This is a genomic window from Glutamicibacter soli (assembly GCF_003309065.1).
Classification (GTDB): domain Bacteria; phylum Actinomycetota; class Actinomycetes; order Actinomycetales; family Micrococcaceae; genus Glutamicibacter; species Glutamicibacter soli.
Genome location: NZ_POAF01000003.1, coordinates 78,925 through 95,077, shown reverse-complemented (window position 1 = coordinate 95,077; position 16,153 = coordinate 78,925). Strand labels below are relative to the sequence as shown.

Below are 16,153 nucleotides of genomic sequence, written 5' to 3'. Positions count from 1 at the left end.
GGCCCACGACGGCCCCCGGGAACGGCTGAAAGAGCAAGGCAACCATGCAACATCCACAGGTCACGATCGTCGGTTCAAGCAATGTGGACATCACCGCGCTGATGGCTCGACTGCCCGGGCCGGGGGAAACGGTACTGGCGGATTCCTACCAGCTCACCCCCGGCGGCAAGGGAGCCAACCAGGCGCTCGCCGCCCGGCTGGCCGGCGCGACCACGGAATTCATCGGTGCCGTCGGCCGTGATGCCCATGCCGAGGTGGCGCTGAGCCAACTGGCAGAGGCCGGTGTGCTGCTGGACCGCGTGGCCCGCACGACCCACCCGACCGGGGTGGCCATCATCCAGGTCGACGCTGCCGCGGAGAACTCCATCGCTGTGGTGCCAGGGGCCAATGCCCAGGTCACCGGCGATGCCGTATCCTCCCTCGGCGAGCTGCGCGGAATCCTCGTGCTCCAGGGTGAAATCCCTGCCAGCGGCATCACCGCGGCCATGGATGCCGCCAGCGACCGCGTGGTGCTGAACCTTGCACCGGTCATCGAGCTGCCGCGCGAGTACCTGCTGGCCGCGGACCCGCTGGTAGTCAACGAGCACGAGGCGGCGCTGGTGCTGGCACTGCTTGACGGCACCAGCGAAGTAAGCACCGAGAGCGAACCGGTGATTGCCCGGAAACTGATCGACCACGGGGTCTCCTCCGTGGTGGTGACCCTCGGCGCCCAGGGGTGCCTGGTTGCGCAGGGACAAGGGATTGAGCAGCTTGCCGCAGTCAAGGCGGATGCGGTCGACACCACCGGAGCCGGAGATGCCTTTACCGGTGCGCTCGCCGCCAGGATTTCCCAAGGCGACGACCTGGTGAAAGCGGCCGAATTCGCTGGCAAGTTCGCCGCGCTGACGGTGCAAGCCCATGGCGCGCAGTCCTCATACCCGCGCAGCCTGGAGAACCTCTAGGCTTGGCACCGACGTGAAGCGGAGGGTGTTATCAGGACGCTGACAGGTGAGCCCCGTAGGCTCGAAGGGTGAATCCCCAACCCGAGCCGCAGCCGCTTCCTCGCGACCAGCTGGCCAAGGCCGCCCCCGAATCCGCGCTGCTGCTGGGCGCCGGCCGGGCGATCCTGCTGCAGCTGGCGCATCCGCAGATCGGCCGGGCCATCGCGGAGCATTCGGACTTCGCCTCCAACCCGCTCTCCCGGCTGCTGCACACCCTGGGCTACATCTACGCGCTGAGCAACGGTACCGCCGAGCAGCAGCGCACCGTCATCGACTATGTGGATGAGGCGCACCGTCCCGTGCACGGGACGCGGGACAAAACCACCGGCGCGCCCGCCTACTCGGCGCTGGATCCGCGGCTGCAGTTGTGGGTTGCCGCCACGCTGTTCGACTCGGCTCGGGTGATCGGCGCGCAGGTCCTTCCCGCGTGGGATAAGAACGCGAGCGCGGAGTTGTACCTGCAGTACGCCCGGCTGGGTGATGCGCTGCAGATGCCCACCGACTTCTGGCCGCGCAGCGAAGCCCGGTTCAACGACTATTTCGCCGGGATCACGGCGGACCTCCAGGTGACGGGGCAGATCCGCACGCTGGCCGATGAGCTGTTTGCCGGCTCCCGCGCACCGTGGTGGATCAGGGTGGCGCTGCCGCTGATGCGCGACGTGACCATCGCGCAGCTGCCGCCCCCGGTGCGCGAGCAGTTCGGATACGAGCTGACCCGCAAGGTCGAGCTGCGCAACCGGATGATGGTGCGAGCCGCCTGGGCGGCCTCCCGCGTCCTCCCCAAGGCCATTCGGCACCTGCCCATGAAGCTCATGCTGCGCCATGTGGACCGCATGGCGGCCAGCATGAAGACTCGGTCTCAGCCCTCGTCGTAGGATTCCGGCATGCTGCCGCGGGGAGTGAGCAGCCGTGGCAGCAGTACCAGCAGGAACAATGTTGCGAGCATCAGGCCGCCCCCGACATACACCGAGACCGGCCATCCGACCAGCACCTGGATAACGAACCAGACGCTGCCCGCCACGAGCAGTCCGGCACTGATACCCACGACCTTGACCACGCGGTGGCCCAGCAGCACGGTCGTCGCTTTCAGGCGCTGGCCGAAGAGGTAGCGGTGGACCAGCACCGGCACCAGCATCAGCACGATCAGCAAGGCTGAGAACACGAGCAGTATGACGTAGAGGATTTCCTCCACATCGGTGAGCATGGTGAATCGCGCCTGGAACGGCAGGATCACCAGGAACGCGGCCAGAATCTGAACCCCGGTCTGCATGACGCGGGTTTCTTGGAGGATTTCGTTCCATTGGCGATGCGGAGCCTCGGGGGAGTCATCCGGATGGACGTTATTGGACATTGCTTCTCCTTCTCTCGCACCCGAGCATTTTGAGATCTGCCACCTAGCGTTTGATTCTACTCAGCGACTGTTTGCCGCGGCGGGATCCGCACCGCAGGCTTCGGAATTACGATCGTTGCCGGCGGCAGGAAGTTCTAAAGAATAGAACATATGTACTAATAAATAGAGTAGAGTCTAGATATGTTCGAATTGCTTCGCGGAGTGCTGGGGAAGGGATTCGGCGCGGACGGGCTGGCGGAAAGCCCGGCAGGCTGCGGAATCCACCGGGCCTGGATCTGAGCAGAGCGGAAGGGAGCTGGGAGCCTCATGAGCGCAGCAGGCAATGAGACCGGATTCAACGATGTGGGCGGCGGCCCGCCCGGAGATTCCTCGTGGGTGTGGGCCATGCCGGCCACCGGCATGAGCTGGTGCGAGTGCGACGAGGGGCACGAGCTGAACCGGGAAATCATCTGGAGCATCTCGCGCCAGCTGGGCCTGGAGAGCCGCCGCGAGCTGAGCTACGCGGAGCTCTTCGAGCTGGTCATGGAAGTCTGGCGCTACGACGAGGTGTGCAGCTTCTTCAGGATGGCCGTCGATGATGCCATCGACCGCGTGTACGGCCGGCATGCCAGGCGGTATCCGATGGTCAGCTCCCTGGATATCATCGGCTACTTCTCCAAGCGCTGGCAGGGTTGCCCCGAATTCGATTGCGACGGCTCGTAGGCTCCCGGAACGCGCAGCAGGCCGCCGGCTGATGCCGGCGGCCTGCTTGGTGCCGGAAGCGATCCCCGGGAGTCAGCGCCCGGTGACCAGCGCGAACGGCGGAGTCTGGACGTCATCGCCCACGGCCACCGCCGGGTCGTCGCCCAGGTGGATGATCTTGTTGTCCGCGTCGACGTGCACCACGCTAGGTACGTAGCTGCGGGCTTCTGCGTCTTCCATCTGCGCGTAGCTGATCAAGATGACCAGATCGCCCGGGTGGACTAGATGCGCCGCCGCGCCGTTGATGCCGATGACGCCACTGCCCGGCTCGCCGGCAATGGTGTAGGTTTCCAGCCGAGCGCCGTTAGTGATGTCCACGATGCTGACCAGTTCGCCCGGGAGGATGTCCGAGGCCGCAAGCAGCTCGGAATCAACCGTGACCGACCCGACATAGTGCAGGTCCGCCTGGGTGACCGTGGCCCGGTGGATCTTGGATTTGAACATGGTCCGTTGCATACGATGTTTCTTTCGTGGTTTGGATGCCGTTTCCCGACAATCAAGTTTACGCTCAATCCGGGCCGTTCGGGCGGAAATGTCGGGAAACCAACAGCTTCGGCTATCCCCGGGAAAGATAAGGCTGCAGCGCCTCGTGCACGGCACCGGATTCCAGCAGCTCGCACGCGGCCTCCAATTCAGCCGACAGGAAGCGGTCTTCGCCGGGGCCGGCGACCTTGGTGCGCAGCAGTTCCAAGACGGCACCGGTGGCCGGGCCAGGCTGCAGCGGCGCGCGCAGATCCAGCGCGCGGCCGGCGATGAGCATCTCCACGGCCAGGATGCGGCGCAGGTTCGCGACCGCGGTGCGCAGCTTGCGTGCCGCGTGCCACCCCAGGGACACGTGGTCTTCCTGCATGGCCGAGGAAGGAATCGAGTCTACGCTGGCCGGCACGGCCAGCCGCTTGTTCTCGGCAACCAACCCGGCCTGCGTGTACTGGGCGATCATCATGCCCGAATCCACTCCCGGGTCATCGGCCAGGAACGCCGGCAGCTCCCGCGAGCGGGCTGGATCCAGCATGCGGTCGGTGCGGCGCTCGGCAATCGAGCCCAAGTCAGCGACTGCAATGGCCAGGAAGTCCAGCACGTAGGCCACCGGGGCGCCGTGGAAGTTGCCGTTGGAGGTCACCTCGCCGCTGGGCAGCACCACCGGGTTGTCGATGGCCGCGGCCAGTTCTCGGGTTGCGACCATGCGGGCATGCGCGATCGTGTCGCGCACCGCGCCGTTGACCTGAGGGGAGCAGCGCAGCGAGTAGGCATCCTGCACCCGCCCGTCGCCTTCCTTGTGCGAGGCGACCACGGGGGAGTCGGAGAGGAAAGCGAACATGTTTGCAGAGCTGCGCGCCTGTCCCGGATGCGGGCGCAGCGGCTCGTGCAGCTCGGGGCGGAAGACCTGGTCGGTGCCCATCTGGGCCTCGACGCTCATGGCCGCGGTGGCATCGGCGATGTCCGCCAGCTCGTCCAGGTCCGCCAGCGCCATGAGCAGCTGACCGAGCATGCCATCGGTGCCGTTGACCAGCGCCAGGCCTTCCTTCTCAGCCAGCTGGACCGGGGTGATGCCGGCTTCGGCGAGCAACTCGGGGACCGGGCGCAAGTTGCCCTGGGCATCGGTGGCCTCGCCCTCGCCCATGAGCACCAGGGCGCAGTGGGACAGCGGAGCGAGGTCGCCCGAGCAGCCCAGCGAGCCGTATTCGCGCACGAGAGGGGTGATACCGGCGTTGAGCAGGTCGATCATGGTCTGCAGCACGACCGGGCGCACGCCGGTGCGTCCCGAAGCCAGGGTCTTGGCGCGCAGGAACATCAGTGCGCGCACGACCTCGCGCTCCACCGGAGCGCCCATTCCGGCGGCGTGCGAGCGGATCAGCGAACGCTGCAGCTTGGCGCGGTCCTCGGGCGCGATATGGCGGGTGGCCAGGGCGCCGAAGCCGGTGGAAATTCCGTAGACGGGGGTATCCGAAGAAGCCAGGGCATCAATGTGGGCGCGGACGTTGGCCAGCTCGTCGAGGACCTCGGGGGAGATCTCGATGCGGGCGTCGTGGCGGGCCACGGCGATGACATCGGCGGCGGTGGCGCCGAAGCGCTGCAGGGTGACAGTGGTCGAAAGCTTCACGGTCATGGGAATCCAATCGGTGGGAGGAGTGTTCTTGTTTCCCATTGTTCGCTAGTTTCAGCGGCGCAAGGCCGCGAATCCACCCGTACTGTCTGAAATGCCGGACAAGCCGTCTAGAAGGCCAGCTCCACGCCGTCCAGCGCGTTGCGGCCCAGCGAGTTGCTCTGGCCGCTGTCGGTGACGTGGGTGTCGCCGCTGCGCCATGCCACCACGTTGCCGACGCCGCTGACCTCCACCTGGCGCAGGCTCTTGATCGCAACAATGTTCCCCGCCCCGCTGATGGCAACGGAACGGGCGTTGTTGGCCACGATCATATTGCCAGTGCCGGTGATCGCAACATCCTTGCAGTCTCCGACGAGCAGCAGAATCTGGCCGTCCTCGGAAATATCGGTATCCTGCGAGCATTTCTTCTTCTGCGCGTGTTCCAGGATCTTGTCGAATCCCGCTTGGAAGCTGTCGCCGGCGGTTTCCTTGGGCACGGTGCCCAGGCTGCCTTCGGTGCTGGTGGGATCCTTGGGCAGCGGGGTCGCGGTGCCCTGGATGGAGGCTGTCGCGGTGGGAACGGCCGAGGCGGTCGGCGCGGGGCTTTCCTCCTGCGGCTGGATGCTCACACAGCCGGCCAGCGGGATTGCCAGCATGAGCGCGGCGAGGGTCGAAACGGTGCGTTTGGTACGTGGCGCTGGCATGCTGTTCCTTGTTCGGTTGAATGGTCGTTTCTTCCATCTTGGCCGATTCGCTGGCTCATGTCCTGTTCCACTGCACGGAAGCTTCCAGCCCGTGGCTTGGGGCAGCGGTCTTGCCTACGGGAACCGATAGGATCAATGGCTCCTGTTTCCTAGGTGAGGCCCCGGGGTTTACGGTGCATCCGGGACAATTCGGAGGCAAGGGACTATGCTGTTTGCACCATGGGGAAGCCCGTGGCCGAACGCAGCAATGCAGGGGAGGACATTTGGACAGGTACCCAATCACCGCTCACTGAATCTGCCCACGTACGGCGGGCAGCACCAACGAAGGAGAAGCCATGCCGCACAAGAAGCACTTGGGAATCGGGCTGGTCGTCGGCGGAGCGCTGGTGGCAGCACTATTCCTCTCGTTTATCTATGTGGTGCCCCACGGATCTTCCGCGGATGTTGCACCCCTTTGGCTCGGAGCGATCTGGGCAATGCTGACCATGCTCTGGGGAATCTTCCGGCTGGCCGCCGGACCCAGCAAGCTGGACCATCTTCACGGCGGAACCGATGCCGGCTCCTAGACGCGGAGCACGAAGCGCGGCGCGTCCGACCCGGACGCCCCATACAACTGAATGAAGGGTGGCGGAGTTTTCCGTCACCCTTTCTTCATGAATCCTGAATGTCTCCCGTGTGCTTCCAGGCCGGGCTTCAGTGCTGAAGGCAATGAGGGTAGCGTGCGGAATGTAAGCTGGGGAAACCCGGCAGGATTGACCCTTGAGTCTGCAAAGGAGATCATGTATGTCGAGCAAGAAGAGTACGCCTGCAAGCAAGACTTCGCTGGAGAATGCGGAACATGGATTTGTGGCAACGGAGGTGCTGCGTGATTCGCTGCAGCTTGTTCTGGTGAACATGCTGGACCTGCAGTTGGTCGGCAAGCAGATCCACTGGAACGTCGTGGGACCGAATTTCCGCGACCTGCACCTGAACATTGATGAAGTGGTGGCCATTGCCCGCCGAGGTTCGGACGAAATCGCCGAACGTATGCGCGCCTTGCACGCCACTCCCGACGGCCTCGCGTCCACCATTGCCAAGTACACGCGCATCGAGCAGCCGGTCAACACCGAGGTGCTGACCACTGACGGCGTGGACATCATGGTCAAGGCTGTCCAAGCCACCGTGGATGTCATGCGCCAAGTCCATGACCCGGTGGATGAGGATGACCCGACCACCGCAGACATCCTGCACCAGTACATCGCAGAGCTGGAGCAGCAGGCGTGGTTCCTGAGTGCTGAAACGCGCCGCCCCTAGCGCGCAGCGACCCGGAGGAATATGCCGGGAAACCAGGCCAGCGGGCCGGTCGAATCGTGTGGTATTCGGCCGGCCCGCTGCTGTCTACGGGGGAGCATGGACCGGACCGCTACTGCTTGCGGTGCCCATGCAGCCGGGCAGTCAGCTGGGCCGCGGTGGCGCGGATGGGCTCTAGCAGTTTTTCCCACTGGTCTTCCGGTATCCGGTCGCCCAGGAACGTCACCGCGACGGCAGCCACCGGCCATCCGCTCGCGTCGCGGATCTCCACCGCGAGCGAATTGAAATCGGCGGTGAGGTCCCCGCGTTCAATCGCGTAACCGCGTTGCGCGCTCTGGTCCAATTCGCGCCTCAGCTGTGCATAGCTTGAAATCGTGCTCTGCGTCTCGCGGCCCGAAAAACTCGCAGGGGTCGGATACAACGCCCGCACCTGGGACTTGGGCAGGGCGGCTAGGATGGCGCGTCCGGAGGCGACCAAGTGCGAGGGCAAGCGCACGCCGACATCGGTCACCAGCGAGGGCCGGCCCTTGGCTCGTTCCTCCACGATATACAGCACGTCCGAGCCGTGCAGCACCGCCAGATGGGCGCTTTCGCCGACCTTGTCCACCAGCTGGGCCACCAGTGGCGCGCCCAGCCGGGCCAGCGGCTCTTGCCGTGTGTAGGCGCTGGAGAGCTCGAAAGCCGCAACCCCCAGTCCGTAGGACTTGTCCTCCGGATAGTGCGCGATGAAGCCGTGTTCGTGCATGACCGTCAGCAGCTGGTAGACGCTGGAACGCGGCAAGTCCAACAACCTGGCGATCATCGCCGCGGGCGTCGGGGCCTTGCGGGACGCCAGCAAACCCAGAATCCTCAAGGTGTTGTCCGCTGCCGGGACCTTGCTGCCCACTACTGCCTCCATGGTCGAATGATGCGAAATGCCTGCATCCGAACTCTAGCAACCTATGCCGGGCTCAACCCACCGGGCGAAGGCGCAATGCCTGCATTCCGCCGTCAACCGCCAGGGCAACGCCATTGGTCGAGGAGGACAGCGGGCTGCACAGGTAGGCCACCGAGGTGGCGACTTCCTTCGCGGAGACCAGTCGTCCGTGCGGCTGCCGGGCGTTGAGCGCCTGGCGTTCGGCCTGGGGATTGGCCGCCGAATCCAGCAGCCGGCCCACCCAGGGGGTGTCGACGGTACCCGGGTTGACCGCATTGACGCGGATGCCTTCGCGGATGTGGTCCGCGGCCATAGCCAACGTCAGCGAGTACACGGCGCCCTTCGAGGCGGAGTACAGTGCCCGTTCCGGCAGGCCCGCAGTAGCCGCGATCGAGCAGGTGTTGACCACGGCGGCCGCCTGCGAATCCCGCAGGAACGGCAAGGCCGCCGAGGTGACGCGGGCGATGCCGGTGACGTTGATATTCAGCACCCGGGCCCATTCGTCATCGTCGTTCGCCTCCACGGTGCCCTGGGCACCGATGCCGGCGTTGTTGACCACTAGGTCAATGCCGCCCAGCGCGGCCGCTGCGGCCTGGACCGCTGCGTCCACCGAGGCGCGCTCGCCAACATCGCACTGGAAGGCCAGCTGCCCCTCCGGTACCGAGGAAATATCCAGGTCGAGGATGGCAGTCGACGCGCCGCGCCCAGCCAGTTCCTCCACGACCGCGGCCCCGATACCCGAGGCCCCTCCGGTCACGATGGCCCGCAGGCCCTGCAAGTCTTGAATATGCTGATTCATCGCGCTCCTTAGCGTGCGGTTTTCTGGAAGTAGTCCTGGCGCTGGCGGCCCAGGTGCTCGATCTCGAATTCCCCGATGTCTCCGTGGCTGAGATAGTCGAACCGTCCGGACAGGGCGACGCCCTCAGGGGTGCCGGTGAGGACCAGGTCCCCGGGCTCAAGCAGCATGTACTGGCTCAGGTGTTCCACGATGGAGGGCAGATCGAAGATGAAATCCGAGGTGCTGGAATCCTGTCGCACCTCGCCGTTGATCCAGGACCTGCAGGCCAGATCGTGCCCGTCCACCTCATCGGCGGGGACGAAGAAAGGGCCCACCGGCGTGGAAGCCGGCAACGACTTGCCCTTGGTCCACTGGCCGGCTTCGCCCGGCAGCTGGTAGGCGCGTTCGGAGAGGTCGTTGGCCACGACATAGCCGGCAATCGCTGCCGCTGCTTCCTCCCGGGAAGCCGCATAGCTGGTTTCCCGCCCAATCACGAAACCAAGCTCGACCTCCCAATCGTACTTCTGCGCGTCCGGCGGAATCGGGGCGCTGTCGTACGGGCCTGCGAAGGTGTTGGCGGGCTTGAGGAACACCACCGGAATCTGCGGCGGTTCGGCGCCTGATTCACGTGCATGCGCCGCGTAGTTCATACCGATGCAGATGATGTTTCCAGGCCGGCTGATCGGCGTGCCGATGCGCTCACCGTTCGGGGTGGTTTCGGCTCCGGAGTCCTCAAGTTTCCAGCCCAGGTCCTCCAGGTCGCCGGCGGCCAGTGCGGCACGGGTGCGCTCGATGCCTCCGGAGGCCAAGAATGCCCCGTCGATCTGCGCCGTCAGGGGCTCCAGGTCGTAGGCGCGCAGTGACTCATCGAGCACTACCGGGCGTTCCTCCCCGGGATTTCCGACTCTCAAAAACTTCATCAATGCCTCCAAGCATCCGATCATTCACGCGTTGTGGTTCACAACTCTAGTCAAAAAATAGACTTTGACAAGATAAACATCTGATGTTTACGCTGTGATCGAAGATACATTGATGCACCGGTTGCATCACAGCTCGACAGATGAGATATCTGGACTTAGCCTTCGGGAGGACCTATGAGCCTAATCACCGGCATGAAGACGATTGACGTTCGATTCCCCACGTCACGGGAGCTGGATGGGTCGGATGCCATGAATCCCGACCCGGACTACTCGGCCGCCTACCTGGTGATCAGTACCGATGACGCCGATGGCCTGGAGGGACACGGTTTCGTGTTCACCATCGGGCGCGGCAACGACGTGCAGGCCGCCGCGATCCAGGCGCTGGAGCCCTTTCTGGTCGGGCTGGATGTCGAGCAGGTGCTGGGGGATATGGGGAAGACCTGGCGCGATCTTGTGCATGATTCGCAGCTGCGCTGGCTCGGCCCGGAAAAGGGCGTCATGCACATGGCAATCGGCGCCGCTGTCAATGCGCTGTGGGACCTGAAGGCCAAACGCGCAGGGCTGCCGCTGTGGGAACTGCTCTCCGCGATGACCCCGGAGGAACTTGTCGACTTGGTTGATTTCCGGTACCTGAGTGACGCGCTGACCCGCGAGGAGGCGCTGGAGATCCTGCGCGCCGCAGAACCGGGCAAGCAGGGGCGCCGTGCCCTGCTGCTGGAACAGGGCTACCCCGCCTACACCACCACGCCGGGCTGGTTGGGATACTCCGATGCCAAACTCACGCGCCTGGCCACCGAAGCGGTGGAACAGGGGTTCAGCCAGATCAAGCTGAAGGTGGGTGCGGATCTGCACGACGACATCCGGCGCCTGCGCACTGCCCGCGCGGTGGTAGGGCCCGACATCAAGATCGCCATCGACGCCAACCAGCGCTGGGACGTGGAGCAGGCCGTTGAGTGGGTCAAGGCCCTGGCCGAATTCGACATCGCCTGGGTCGAGGAGCCGACGAGCCCGGACGACGTCTTGGCCCATGCCCGCATTGCCAAGGCTATCGCCCCCATTCCGGTGGCGACCGGCGAGCACTGCCAGAATCGCATCCTGTTCAAGCAATTCCTCCAGGCTGATGCGCTGCAGGTGCTGCAGCTTGATGCGTCGCGGGTGGCCGGGGTGAATGAGAACATCTCCATCCTGCTGCTCGCCGCGAAGTTCGGTGTCCGGGTCTGCCCGCATGCCGGCGGCGTCGGGCTGTGCGAAGCGGTGCAGCACCTGTCGATGTTCGACTTCCTTGCAGTCTCCGGGCAGCGCAAAGACCGCTATATCGAATTCGTGGACCACCTTCACGAGCACTTCCTGGAACCGATCGACGTGCATGACGGCGCCTACTGGCCGCCCAAGTTGCCGGGAGCCGGCTACGAAATCACTGCCGGGACCCTGAGCGACTACGAGTTTCCCATTGGCATGGTCTGGCAGCCGCAGAGCGTCGAGGCTTGAGACCGATGGAAGAAATTGCCCTGCACACGAGGATTAAGCCCGGTTGCGAGACCGGCTACGACGCCGCGCATGCAAGCCTGGCGCCGCGGCTGAACGCGGCGATGGCCAAAGCCGGGGTGTGCAACTGGCGGATCTGGCGCAGCGGACGGGAGCTGTTCCACCTCATCGAGGTCGACGACTATGCCCGGATGCGGCGCCAGCTGGCGCAGGATCCGCACAACCTGGCGTGGCAGGAAGAAATCAATCAATACCTCGAGGTCCAGGACGACTATTCGGGAGACGACCGGGGCCTTGGCCAGGTGTGGGACTTCGCCACCGACTACGAACGGAGCATCGATGCGTGAGGCACTGACCGCGCTGGGTTTCGCGGACCCGGGAACGGGCCGCGGACTCGGCTTCGGCGCGGCAGGAATCGGAAACCTGTACCGTGAGGTCTCCGACTTCCAAGCTTTCGATACCCTGCAGGCGGCCTACGACGCCGGCGCCCGGCACTACGACACCGCCCCGCACTACGGGCTGGGACTCTCCGAACGTCGGCTCGGCGCGTGGCTGCGGGAGAGCGGCGCGCGCGGGGAACTGGTGATTTCCAGCAAGGTCGGCCGTCTGCTCGAACCGCGGGACAACCCGCAGGGTGCGCTGGATGACCAGGGATTCGCGGTGCTGGCAGACACCGTGCGCCGCTGGGATCCCAGCGAAGCCGGGATTCGCCGGAGCGTCGAATCGAGCCTCGAGCGGCTGGGCATCGAGCAGCTGGATATCGCCTACCTGCACGACCCCGATGCCTATGACCTGCGGGAGGGGATCGAGCAGGGGCTGCCCGCGCTGTTGAAGCTGCGCGACGAGGGGCTCGTCGCGGCGGTCGGCGTGGGAACCAACAGCGCGCAGGCCGCAGGCGTTTGCCTTGCCGCCGCAGATATCGATCTGGTCATGCTGGCCGGACGCTACACGTTGCTGGAACAGCCAGGAGCGGAGCTGCTGGCCGACTGCGCCCGTCGCGAGGTGGGCGTGGTCAACGTCGGAGTCTACAACTCGGGCCTGCTGGCCCGGGCCCAGGTGCCGGAGCACGCCAACTACAACTACTCGCAGGCGCCGCAGGAACTGCTGGACCGCGCGCGGGCCATCGCATCGGTCGCCAGCGACTTCGGCACCGACCTGCCCACCGTGGCGGTGCGGTTTGCCGCATCGCATCCGGCGGTCGTCGCCCTGGTTTTGGGGGCCTCCAGCGCAGGCCAGGCAGTGGAAAATGCCCGGCGCTACGAGCGAAGCGTTGACCCTGCGGTATGGGACGCGCTGGCAGCCCGTGGCCTGCTCGATGCCAGCGCGCTGGAAATGTGCGCCCCATGATGCGAATCGACGCGCACCTGCATCTGTGGGAACTGGACGGGCCGGTGCCGCACCCGTGGCTTGGCCCGCAACTGGGCAAGCTGCATGCGGATTTCCCGGCCGTTCAGGCCGGCGACGTGCTGCGCGAGCACGGGATCGACGGAGCAGTTCTTGTGCAGGCCTCCGATTCGGAGGCTGAGACCGAATACCTGCTGGCCGCCGCCGCAACCCATGCCTGGGTAGCCGGTGTGGTCGGATGGGTCGACTTGTCGGATCCGCGTGCCGCGGAAGCTCAATTGGAGCGCTGGCTTCCCGGAGGAATGCTGGTTGGGGTGCGCCATCTGATCCACGATGAGCCTGATCCGGCCTTCATCCTGCGCCCGGCGGTGCGTGATTCGCTGGGCCTGCTGGCCGAGGCAGGGGTTCCACTGGACATCCCCGATGCGTACCCGCGGCACCTGCACCAGGCGCCGGTTCTGCTGGACGCTGTCCCCGGGCTGCGTCTTGTCATCGACCACCTCGCTAAGCCACCGTTCATCCGAGGGGCTGAAGCCATGGCGGACTGGGAACGGATGCTGCGCCTGATAGCAGTGTATCCGGCGGTGACATCGAAAGTCTCCGGCCTTGACTTCGGCCCCGGATTCAGCGCCGAGTCGGTGCGCGTCGCCATCGAGGTGGCGCTTGACTGCTTCGGCGCGGAACGTCTGATGTATGGCGGAGACTGGCCCATGACCGTGGCCGGTCACGGCTATGGGCAAAATCTGCGGGCCATTTCCTCTGCCGTGGACGAGCTTTCGCTGGCTGAGCGGGAAAGCATCTGGTCGGGGACCTGGAAACGGGTTTATGGCCGCAACCGGAGCAACGCAGAAATCATCTGACTGATCTGAACAATTCCGCGAAAAAGTCTTGCAGAGCAACCCAAAGACGGGTAATTTCAATCTAAACATCCGATGTTAGGAGGTGTGGCGTGGAGAATTTGCTGCTTGAAGTAGATGGGGTCAACAAGAGCTTCCCGGGAGTCCGGGCATTGGCCGATATGCAGTTGACCGTGCGCCACGGCGAAGTTCTGGCCCTGGTGGGCGAGAACGGCGCGGGAAAGTCAACACTCATGAAACTGCTGTCGGGCATCTACGCCCCCGACTCGGGATCCTTCCGGTTCGACGGCAGCAACGTCGACATCACGGGACCCAAAATCGCCCAGGAACTGGGGATCAGCATCATTCATCAGGAATTCAACCTGATGCAGGACCTGACCGTCGCGCAGAACATCTACATCGGCCGCGAGCCGATGCTCGGTCCGTTCATCAACGACGCAGCGCTGAACCGCCAGGCCAGCGCACTGTTCGAGAAAATCGGTGTTAACCTCGACCCGGCACAGAAAGTCGGCGAGCTGACCGTTGCCCGGCAGCAAATGGTGGAGATTGCCAAAGCGCTGAGCTTCGACGCGAAGCTGCTGATCCTGGATGAGCCGACCGCGGCGCTAAACGATTCCGAGGTGGCCACGCTGCACGCCATCATCCGCCGCTTCATCACCGATGAAACCGCCGCGATCTACATTTCCCATCGCATGGACGAGCTGAAGGCCATTTCCGACCGCATCACCGTGATCCGCGACGGCGAGTACGTCGACACCCTGGACACCGAGCAGACCACCATGCCGGAGGTCATTTCGCGGATGGTGGGCCGCAAGGTGGCAGCGCAGATACAGATGAAGCCGGTTCCGAAACTGGGCGAGGTACGGCTGTCGGTGCGAGACCTGTCGACCAAGGCGCTGCTGAAGGACGTAGGATTCGATCTCCGCCGCGGGGAGATCCTCGGCTTCGCCGGCCTGATGGGTGCCGGGCGAACCGAGGTCGCCCGGGCCATCGTCGGGGCGGACCGAATCAGCGCAGGCACGATCACCCTGGACGGCGCGGGAGTGAAGATTTCCAACCCGGCCACGGCTGCGGAACTGGGGATCGGCTACCTCTCCGAAGACCGAAAGCATCTGGGGTTGATGCTTGAAGCGGATATTTCCCAGAACATCATGCTCTCCACGCTGGGAAAGCTGAACAAGTTCGGCTTCATGCAGGACAAGATGCTCAACTACATCGCCGGGGAGCAGATCCAGCGCTTGCGCATCAAGACCCCGTCCATGCACCAGGCCGCGAAGAACCTGTCCGGCGGCAACCAGCAGAAGATCGTGATTGCCAAGTGGCTGGTCAAGGACTGCGACGTGCTGATCTTCGACGAGCCCACGCGCGGCATCGATGTGGGCGCCAAGGAAGAAATCTACGACCTGCTCGACGAGCTGGCCGCCAGCGGCAAATCGATCATCATGATCTCCTCAGAACTGCCCGAAGTGCTGCGTATGTCGCACCGCATCGCGGTCATGTCCGAAGGGCGCATCACCGGTTTCCTGGAAAGACACGAAGCCACCCAAGAAAAAATTATGGACCTTGCCACCCGCAGCAATCGAGGAGCGGTATCAGTATGAGCAACACGACCACAGAGCGTCCAACCAAGGACCTGGCTCCGAAGCCGGACTCCGGCGGGACCGCTTCCTCGGAGTTCGTACTGCGCCTGCGCTCGCGCATGCAGCAGCTGATGGCCTTGGCATCCCTGGTGGTGCTGGTGATCATCTTCGGTCTTATTAACCCCTTGTTCCTGACGCCGAACAACCTGTCCGACATTCTCCTGTCAACAGTGGTGATCGGCCTGCTGGCCCTTGGCGCCACCTTCGTGATCATCACCGGCGGCATCGACCTGTCGGTGGGCACCGGAATGTCGCTGACTTCCGTGATGGTCGGCGTGACCCTGACTTACCTGGGCCTTCCGCTGGCGGTCGGCGTACTGGCCGGTGTGCTGGCCGGCGCCGTCATGGGCCTGGTCAACGGCCTGCTGGTGTCCTACCTGCGTATCCCGTCCTTCATCGCCACGTTGGCAATGATGATGGTGGCCCAGGGGCTGGCGCTGGTGATTTCGGGAACCAAGCCGATCTACTTCAACGAAACTCCTGGATTCTCCAACTTGGCCTTGGGCAAGAGCATCCCGGGGCTGATCATCCCGAATGCCGTGTTCATCTTCTTCATCGCCGCGGTGATCGCGGGAGTGATCCTGAGCAAGACCCTCATCGGCCGCTACACCTACTCGATCGGCTCCAACGAGCAGGCCACCGCTTTGTCGGGCATCAACGTGCGCCGCTGGAAGATGTGGATCTACACCCTGGCCGGTTCGTTCACCGGCCTGGCCGGCGTCATCATCGCCTCGCGGCTGAACTCGGCACAGCCGGGGCAGGGCGCGGGCTACGAGCTGCAGGCAATCGCTGCGGTGGTCATCGGCGGCACCTCATTGCAGGGCGGCAAGGGATCGATCGCCGGAACCGTGATCGGTGCGCTGATCATGTCCGTGCTCACCAGCGGCCTGCGCATCATCAATGTTCCGCAGGAGTGGCAGTCCGTGGCTATCGGCTGCGTCATCCTGCTGGCCGTCTACGTCGACATGCTCCGTCGAAAGGACACCTCCGAAGGAAAATGACCCGTTCGGCTGCCGGACGTGTCTTCGCACCACCAACCTCTGCACTATCAACTCGCAATCACC

Annotated in this window: 18 protein-coding genes; 11 read left to right on the top strand and 7 right to left on the bottom strand. The window is 64.5% G+C overall.

Annotation, left to right across the window (positions count from 1 at the left end):
* Nucleotides 1-44: 44 nt before the first annotated feature.
* Together C1H84_RS07025 and C1H84_RS07020 are read left to right on the top strand one after the other, a co-directional pair.
* Nucleotides 45-941, top strand: a complete 897-nt coding sequence (locus C1H84_RS07025) for a ribokinase (protein ID WP_047120054.1) — start codon at nucleotides 45-47, stop codon at nucleotides 939-941.
* Nucleotides 942-1,009: 68 nt separating this feature from the next.
* A complete protein-coding gene (locus C1H84_RS07020; protein WP_113606964.1) occupies nucleotides 1,010-1,855 on the top strand; it encodes an oxygenase MpaB family protein in 846 nt (281 codons plus the stop codon).
* On the opposite strand, the gene C1H84_RS07015 is transcribed toward C1H84_RS07020, so the two are convergent.
* Entirely contained in the window at nucleotides 1,840-2,331 is a 492-nt protein-coding gene (locus C1H84_RS07015) for a DUF6328 family protein (protein ID WP_047120053.1), read from the bottom strand. The two genes, C1H84_RS07020 and C1H84_RS07015, sit on opposite strands and share 16 nt — an antisense overlap.
* Nucleotides 2,332-2,637: 306 nt before the next feature.
* Here C1H84_RS07015 and C1H84_RS07010 point away from each other — a divergent pair, with 306 nt between their 5' ends.
* The gene (locus C1H84_RS07010) at nucleotides 2,638-3,033 is read left to right on the top strand and encodes a hypothetical protein (protein ID WP_113606963.1); all 396 of its coding nucleotides are present in this window, start codon (nucleotides 2,638-2,640) and stop codon (nucleotides 3,031-3,033) included.
* 72 nt (nucleotides 3,034-3,105) lie between these two features.
* Here C1H84_RS07010 and panD read toward each other — a convergent pair whose 3' ends face one another.
* The 3 genes from panD to C1H84_RS06995 all read right to left on the bottom strand — a co-directional run bounded on the left by panD (nucleotide 3,106) and on the right by C1H84_RS06995 (nucleotide 5,859).
* Nucleotides 3,106-3,528 (bottom strand): aspartate 1-decarboxylase, encoded by a 423-nt coding sequence (panD, locus tag C1H84_RS07005; RefSeq protein ID WP_047120051.1) that lies wholly within the window; start codon nucleotides 3,526-3,528, stop codon nucleotides 3,106-3,108.
* Between the two features lie 100 nt (nucleotides 3,529-3,628).
* On the bottom strand, nucleotides 3,629-5,179 hold the full coding sequence (hutH, locus tag C1H84_RS07000; protein WP_113606962.1) for a histidine ammonia-lyase: 1,551 nt from the start codon (nucleotides 5,177-5,179) through the stop codon (nucleotides 3,629-3,631).
* Nucleotides 5,180-5,286: 107 nt separating this feature from the next.
* On the bottom strand, nucleotides 5,287-5,859 hold the full coding sequence (locus C1H84_RS06995; RefSeq protein WP_047120049.1) for a DUF3060 domain-containing protein: 573 nt from the start codon (nucleotides 5,857-5,859) through the stop codon (nucleotides 5,287-5,289).
* 335 nt (nucleotides 5,860-6,194) lie between these two features.
* On the opposite strand from C1H84_RS06995, the gene C1H84_RS06990 reads away from it, so the two are divergent.
* The gene (locus C1H84_RS06990) at nucleotides 6,195-6,425 is read left to right on the top strand and encodes a hypothetical protein (RefSeq protein ID WP_047120048.1); all 231 of its coding nucleotides are present in this window, start codon (nucleotides 6,195-6,197) and stop codon (nucleotides 6,423-6,425) included.
* Between the two features lie 217 nt (nucleotides 6,426-6,642).
* Nucleotides 6,643-7,152, top strand: a complete 510-nt coding sequence (locus tag C1H84_RS06985; protein WP_113606961.1) for a Dps family protein — start codon at nucleotides 6,643-6,645, stop codon at nucleotides 7,150-7,152.
* A 109-nt stretch (nucleotides 7,153-7,261) separates the two neighbouring features.
* On the opposite strand, the gene C1H84_RS06980 is transcribed toward C1H84_RS06985, so the two are convergent.
* From C1H84_RS06980 to C1H84_RS06970, 3 genes are read right to left on the bottom strand one after another with little or no spacing between them, the layout of a single operon-like run.
* On the bottom strand, nucleotides 7,262-8,047 hold the full coding sequence (locus C1H84_RS06980) for an IclR family transcriptional regulator (RefSeq protein ID WP_047120046.1): 786 nt from the start codon (nucleotides 8,045-8,047) through the stop codon (nucleotides 7,262-7,264).
* A gap of 52 nt (nucleotides 8,048-8,099) precedes the next feature.
* A complete protein-coding gene (locus C1H84_RS06975) occupies nucleotides 8,100-8,864 on the bottom strand; it encodes an SDR family NAD(P)-dependent oxidoreductase (RefSeq protein ID WP_220124889.1) in 765 nt (254 codons plus the stop codon).
* Between the two features lie 8 nt (nucleotides 8,865-8,872).
* Nucleotides 8,873-9,763: a fumarylacetoacetate hydrolase family protein gene (locus C1H84_RS06970; RefSeq protein ID WP_113606960.1), complete on the bottom strand. Its 891-nt coding sequence runs from the start codon at nucleotides 9,761-9,763 to the stop codon at nucleotides 8,873-8,875.
* 174 nt (nucleotides 9,764-9,937) lie between these two features.
* Here C1H84_RS06970 and C1H84_RS06965 point away from each other — a divergent pair, with 174 nt between their 5' ends.
* The 6 genes from C1H84_RS06965 to C1H84_RS06940 all read left to right on the top strand — a co-directional run bounded on the left by C1H84_RS06965 (nucleotide 9,938) and on the right by C1H84_RS06940 (nucleotide 16,090).
* Nucleotides 9,938-11,251, top strand: coding sequence for an L-fuconate dehydratase (locus C1H84_RS06965; protein ID WP_113606959.1), 1,314 nt, complete (start codon nucleotides 9,938-9,940; stop codon nucleotides 11,249-11,251).
* A gap of 5 nt (nucleotides 11,252-11,256) precedes the next feature.
* A complete protein-coding gene (locus C1H84_RS06960; RefSeq protein WP_047120043.1) occupies nucleotides 11,257-11,595 on the top strand; it encodes an L-rhamnose mutarotase in 339 nt (112 codons plus the stop codon).
* A complete protein-coding gene (locus C1H84_RS06955) occupies nucleotides 11,588-12,595 on the top strand; it encodes an aldo/keto reductase (protein WP_047120042.1) in 1,008 nt (335 codons plus the stop codon). The genes C1H84_RS06960 and C1H84_RS06955 overlap by 8 nt, the downstream gene beginning before the upstream one ends.
* Complete coding sequence (locus tag C1H84_RS06950) at nucleotides 12,592-13,452, top strand: amidohydrolase family protein (RefSeq protein WP_181728062.1); 861 nt, start codon at nucleotides 12,592-12,594, stop codon at nucleotides 13,450-13,452. Before C1H84_RS06955 ends, C1H84_RS06950 begins: the two co-directional genes overlap by 4 nt.
* Before the next feature lie 89 nt (nucleotides 13,453-13,541).
* The gene (locus C1H84_RS06945) at nucleotides 13,542-15,050 is read left to right on the top strand and encodes a sugar ABC transporter ATP-binding protein (protein ID WP_244910837.1); all 1,509 of its coding nucleotides are present in this window, start codon (nucleotides 13,542-13,544) and stop codon (nucleotides 15,048-15,050) included.
* Complete coding sequence (locus tag C1H84_RS06940; protein ID WP_082123977.1) at nucleotides 15,047-16,090, top strand: ABC transporter permease; 1,044 nt, start codon at nucleotides 15,047-15,049, stop codon at nucleotides 16,088-16,090. Before C1H84_RS06945 ends, C1H84_RS06940 begins: the two co-directional genes overlap by 4 nt.
* Nucleotides 16,091-16,153: the final 63 nt, after the last annotated feature.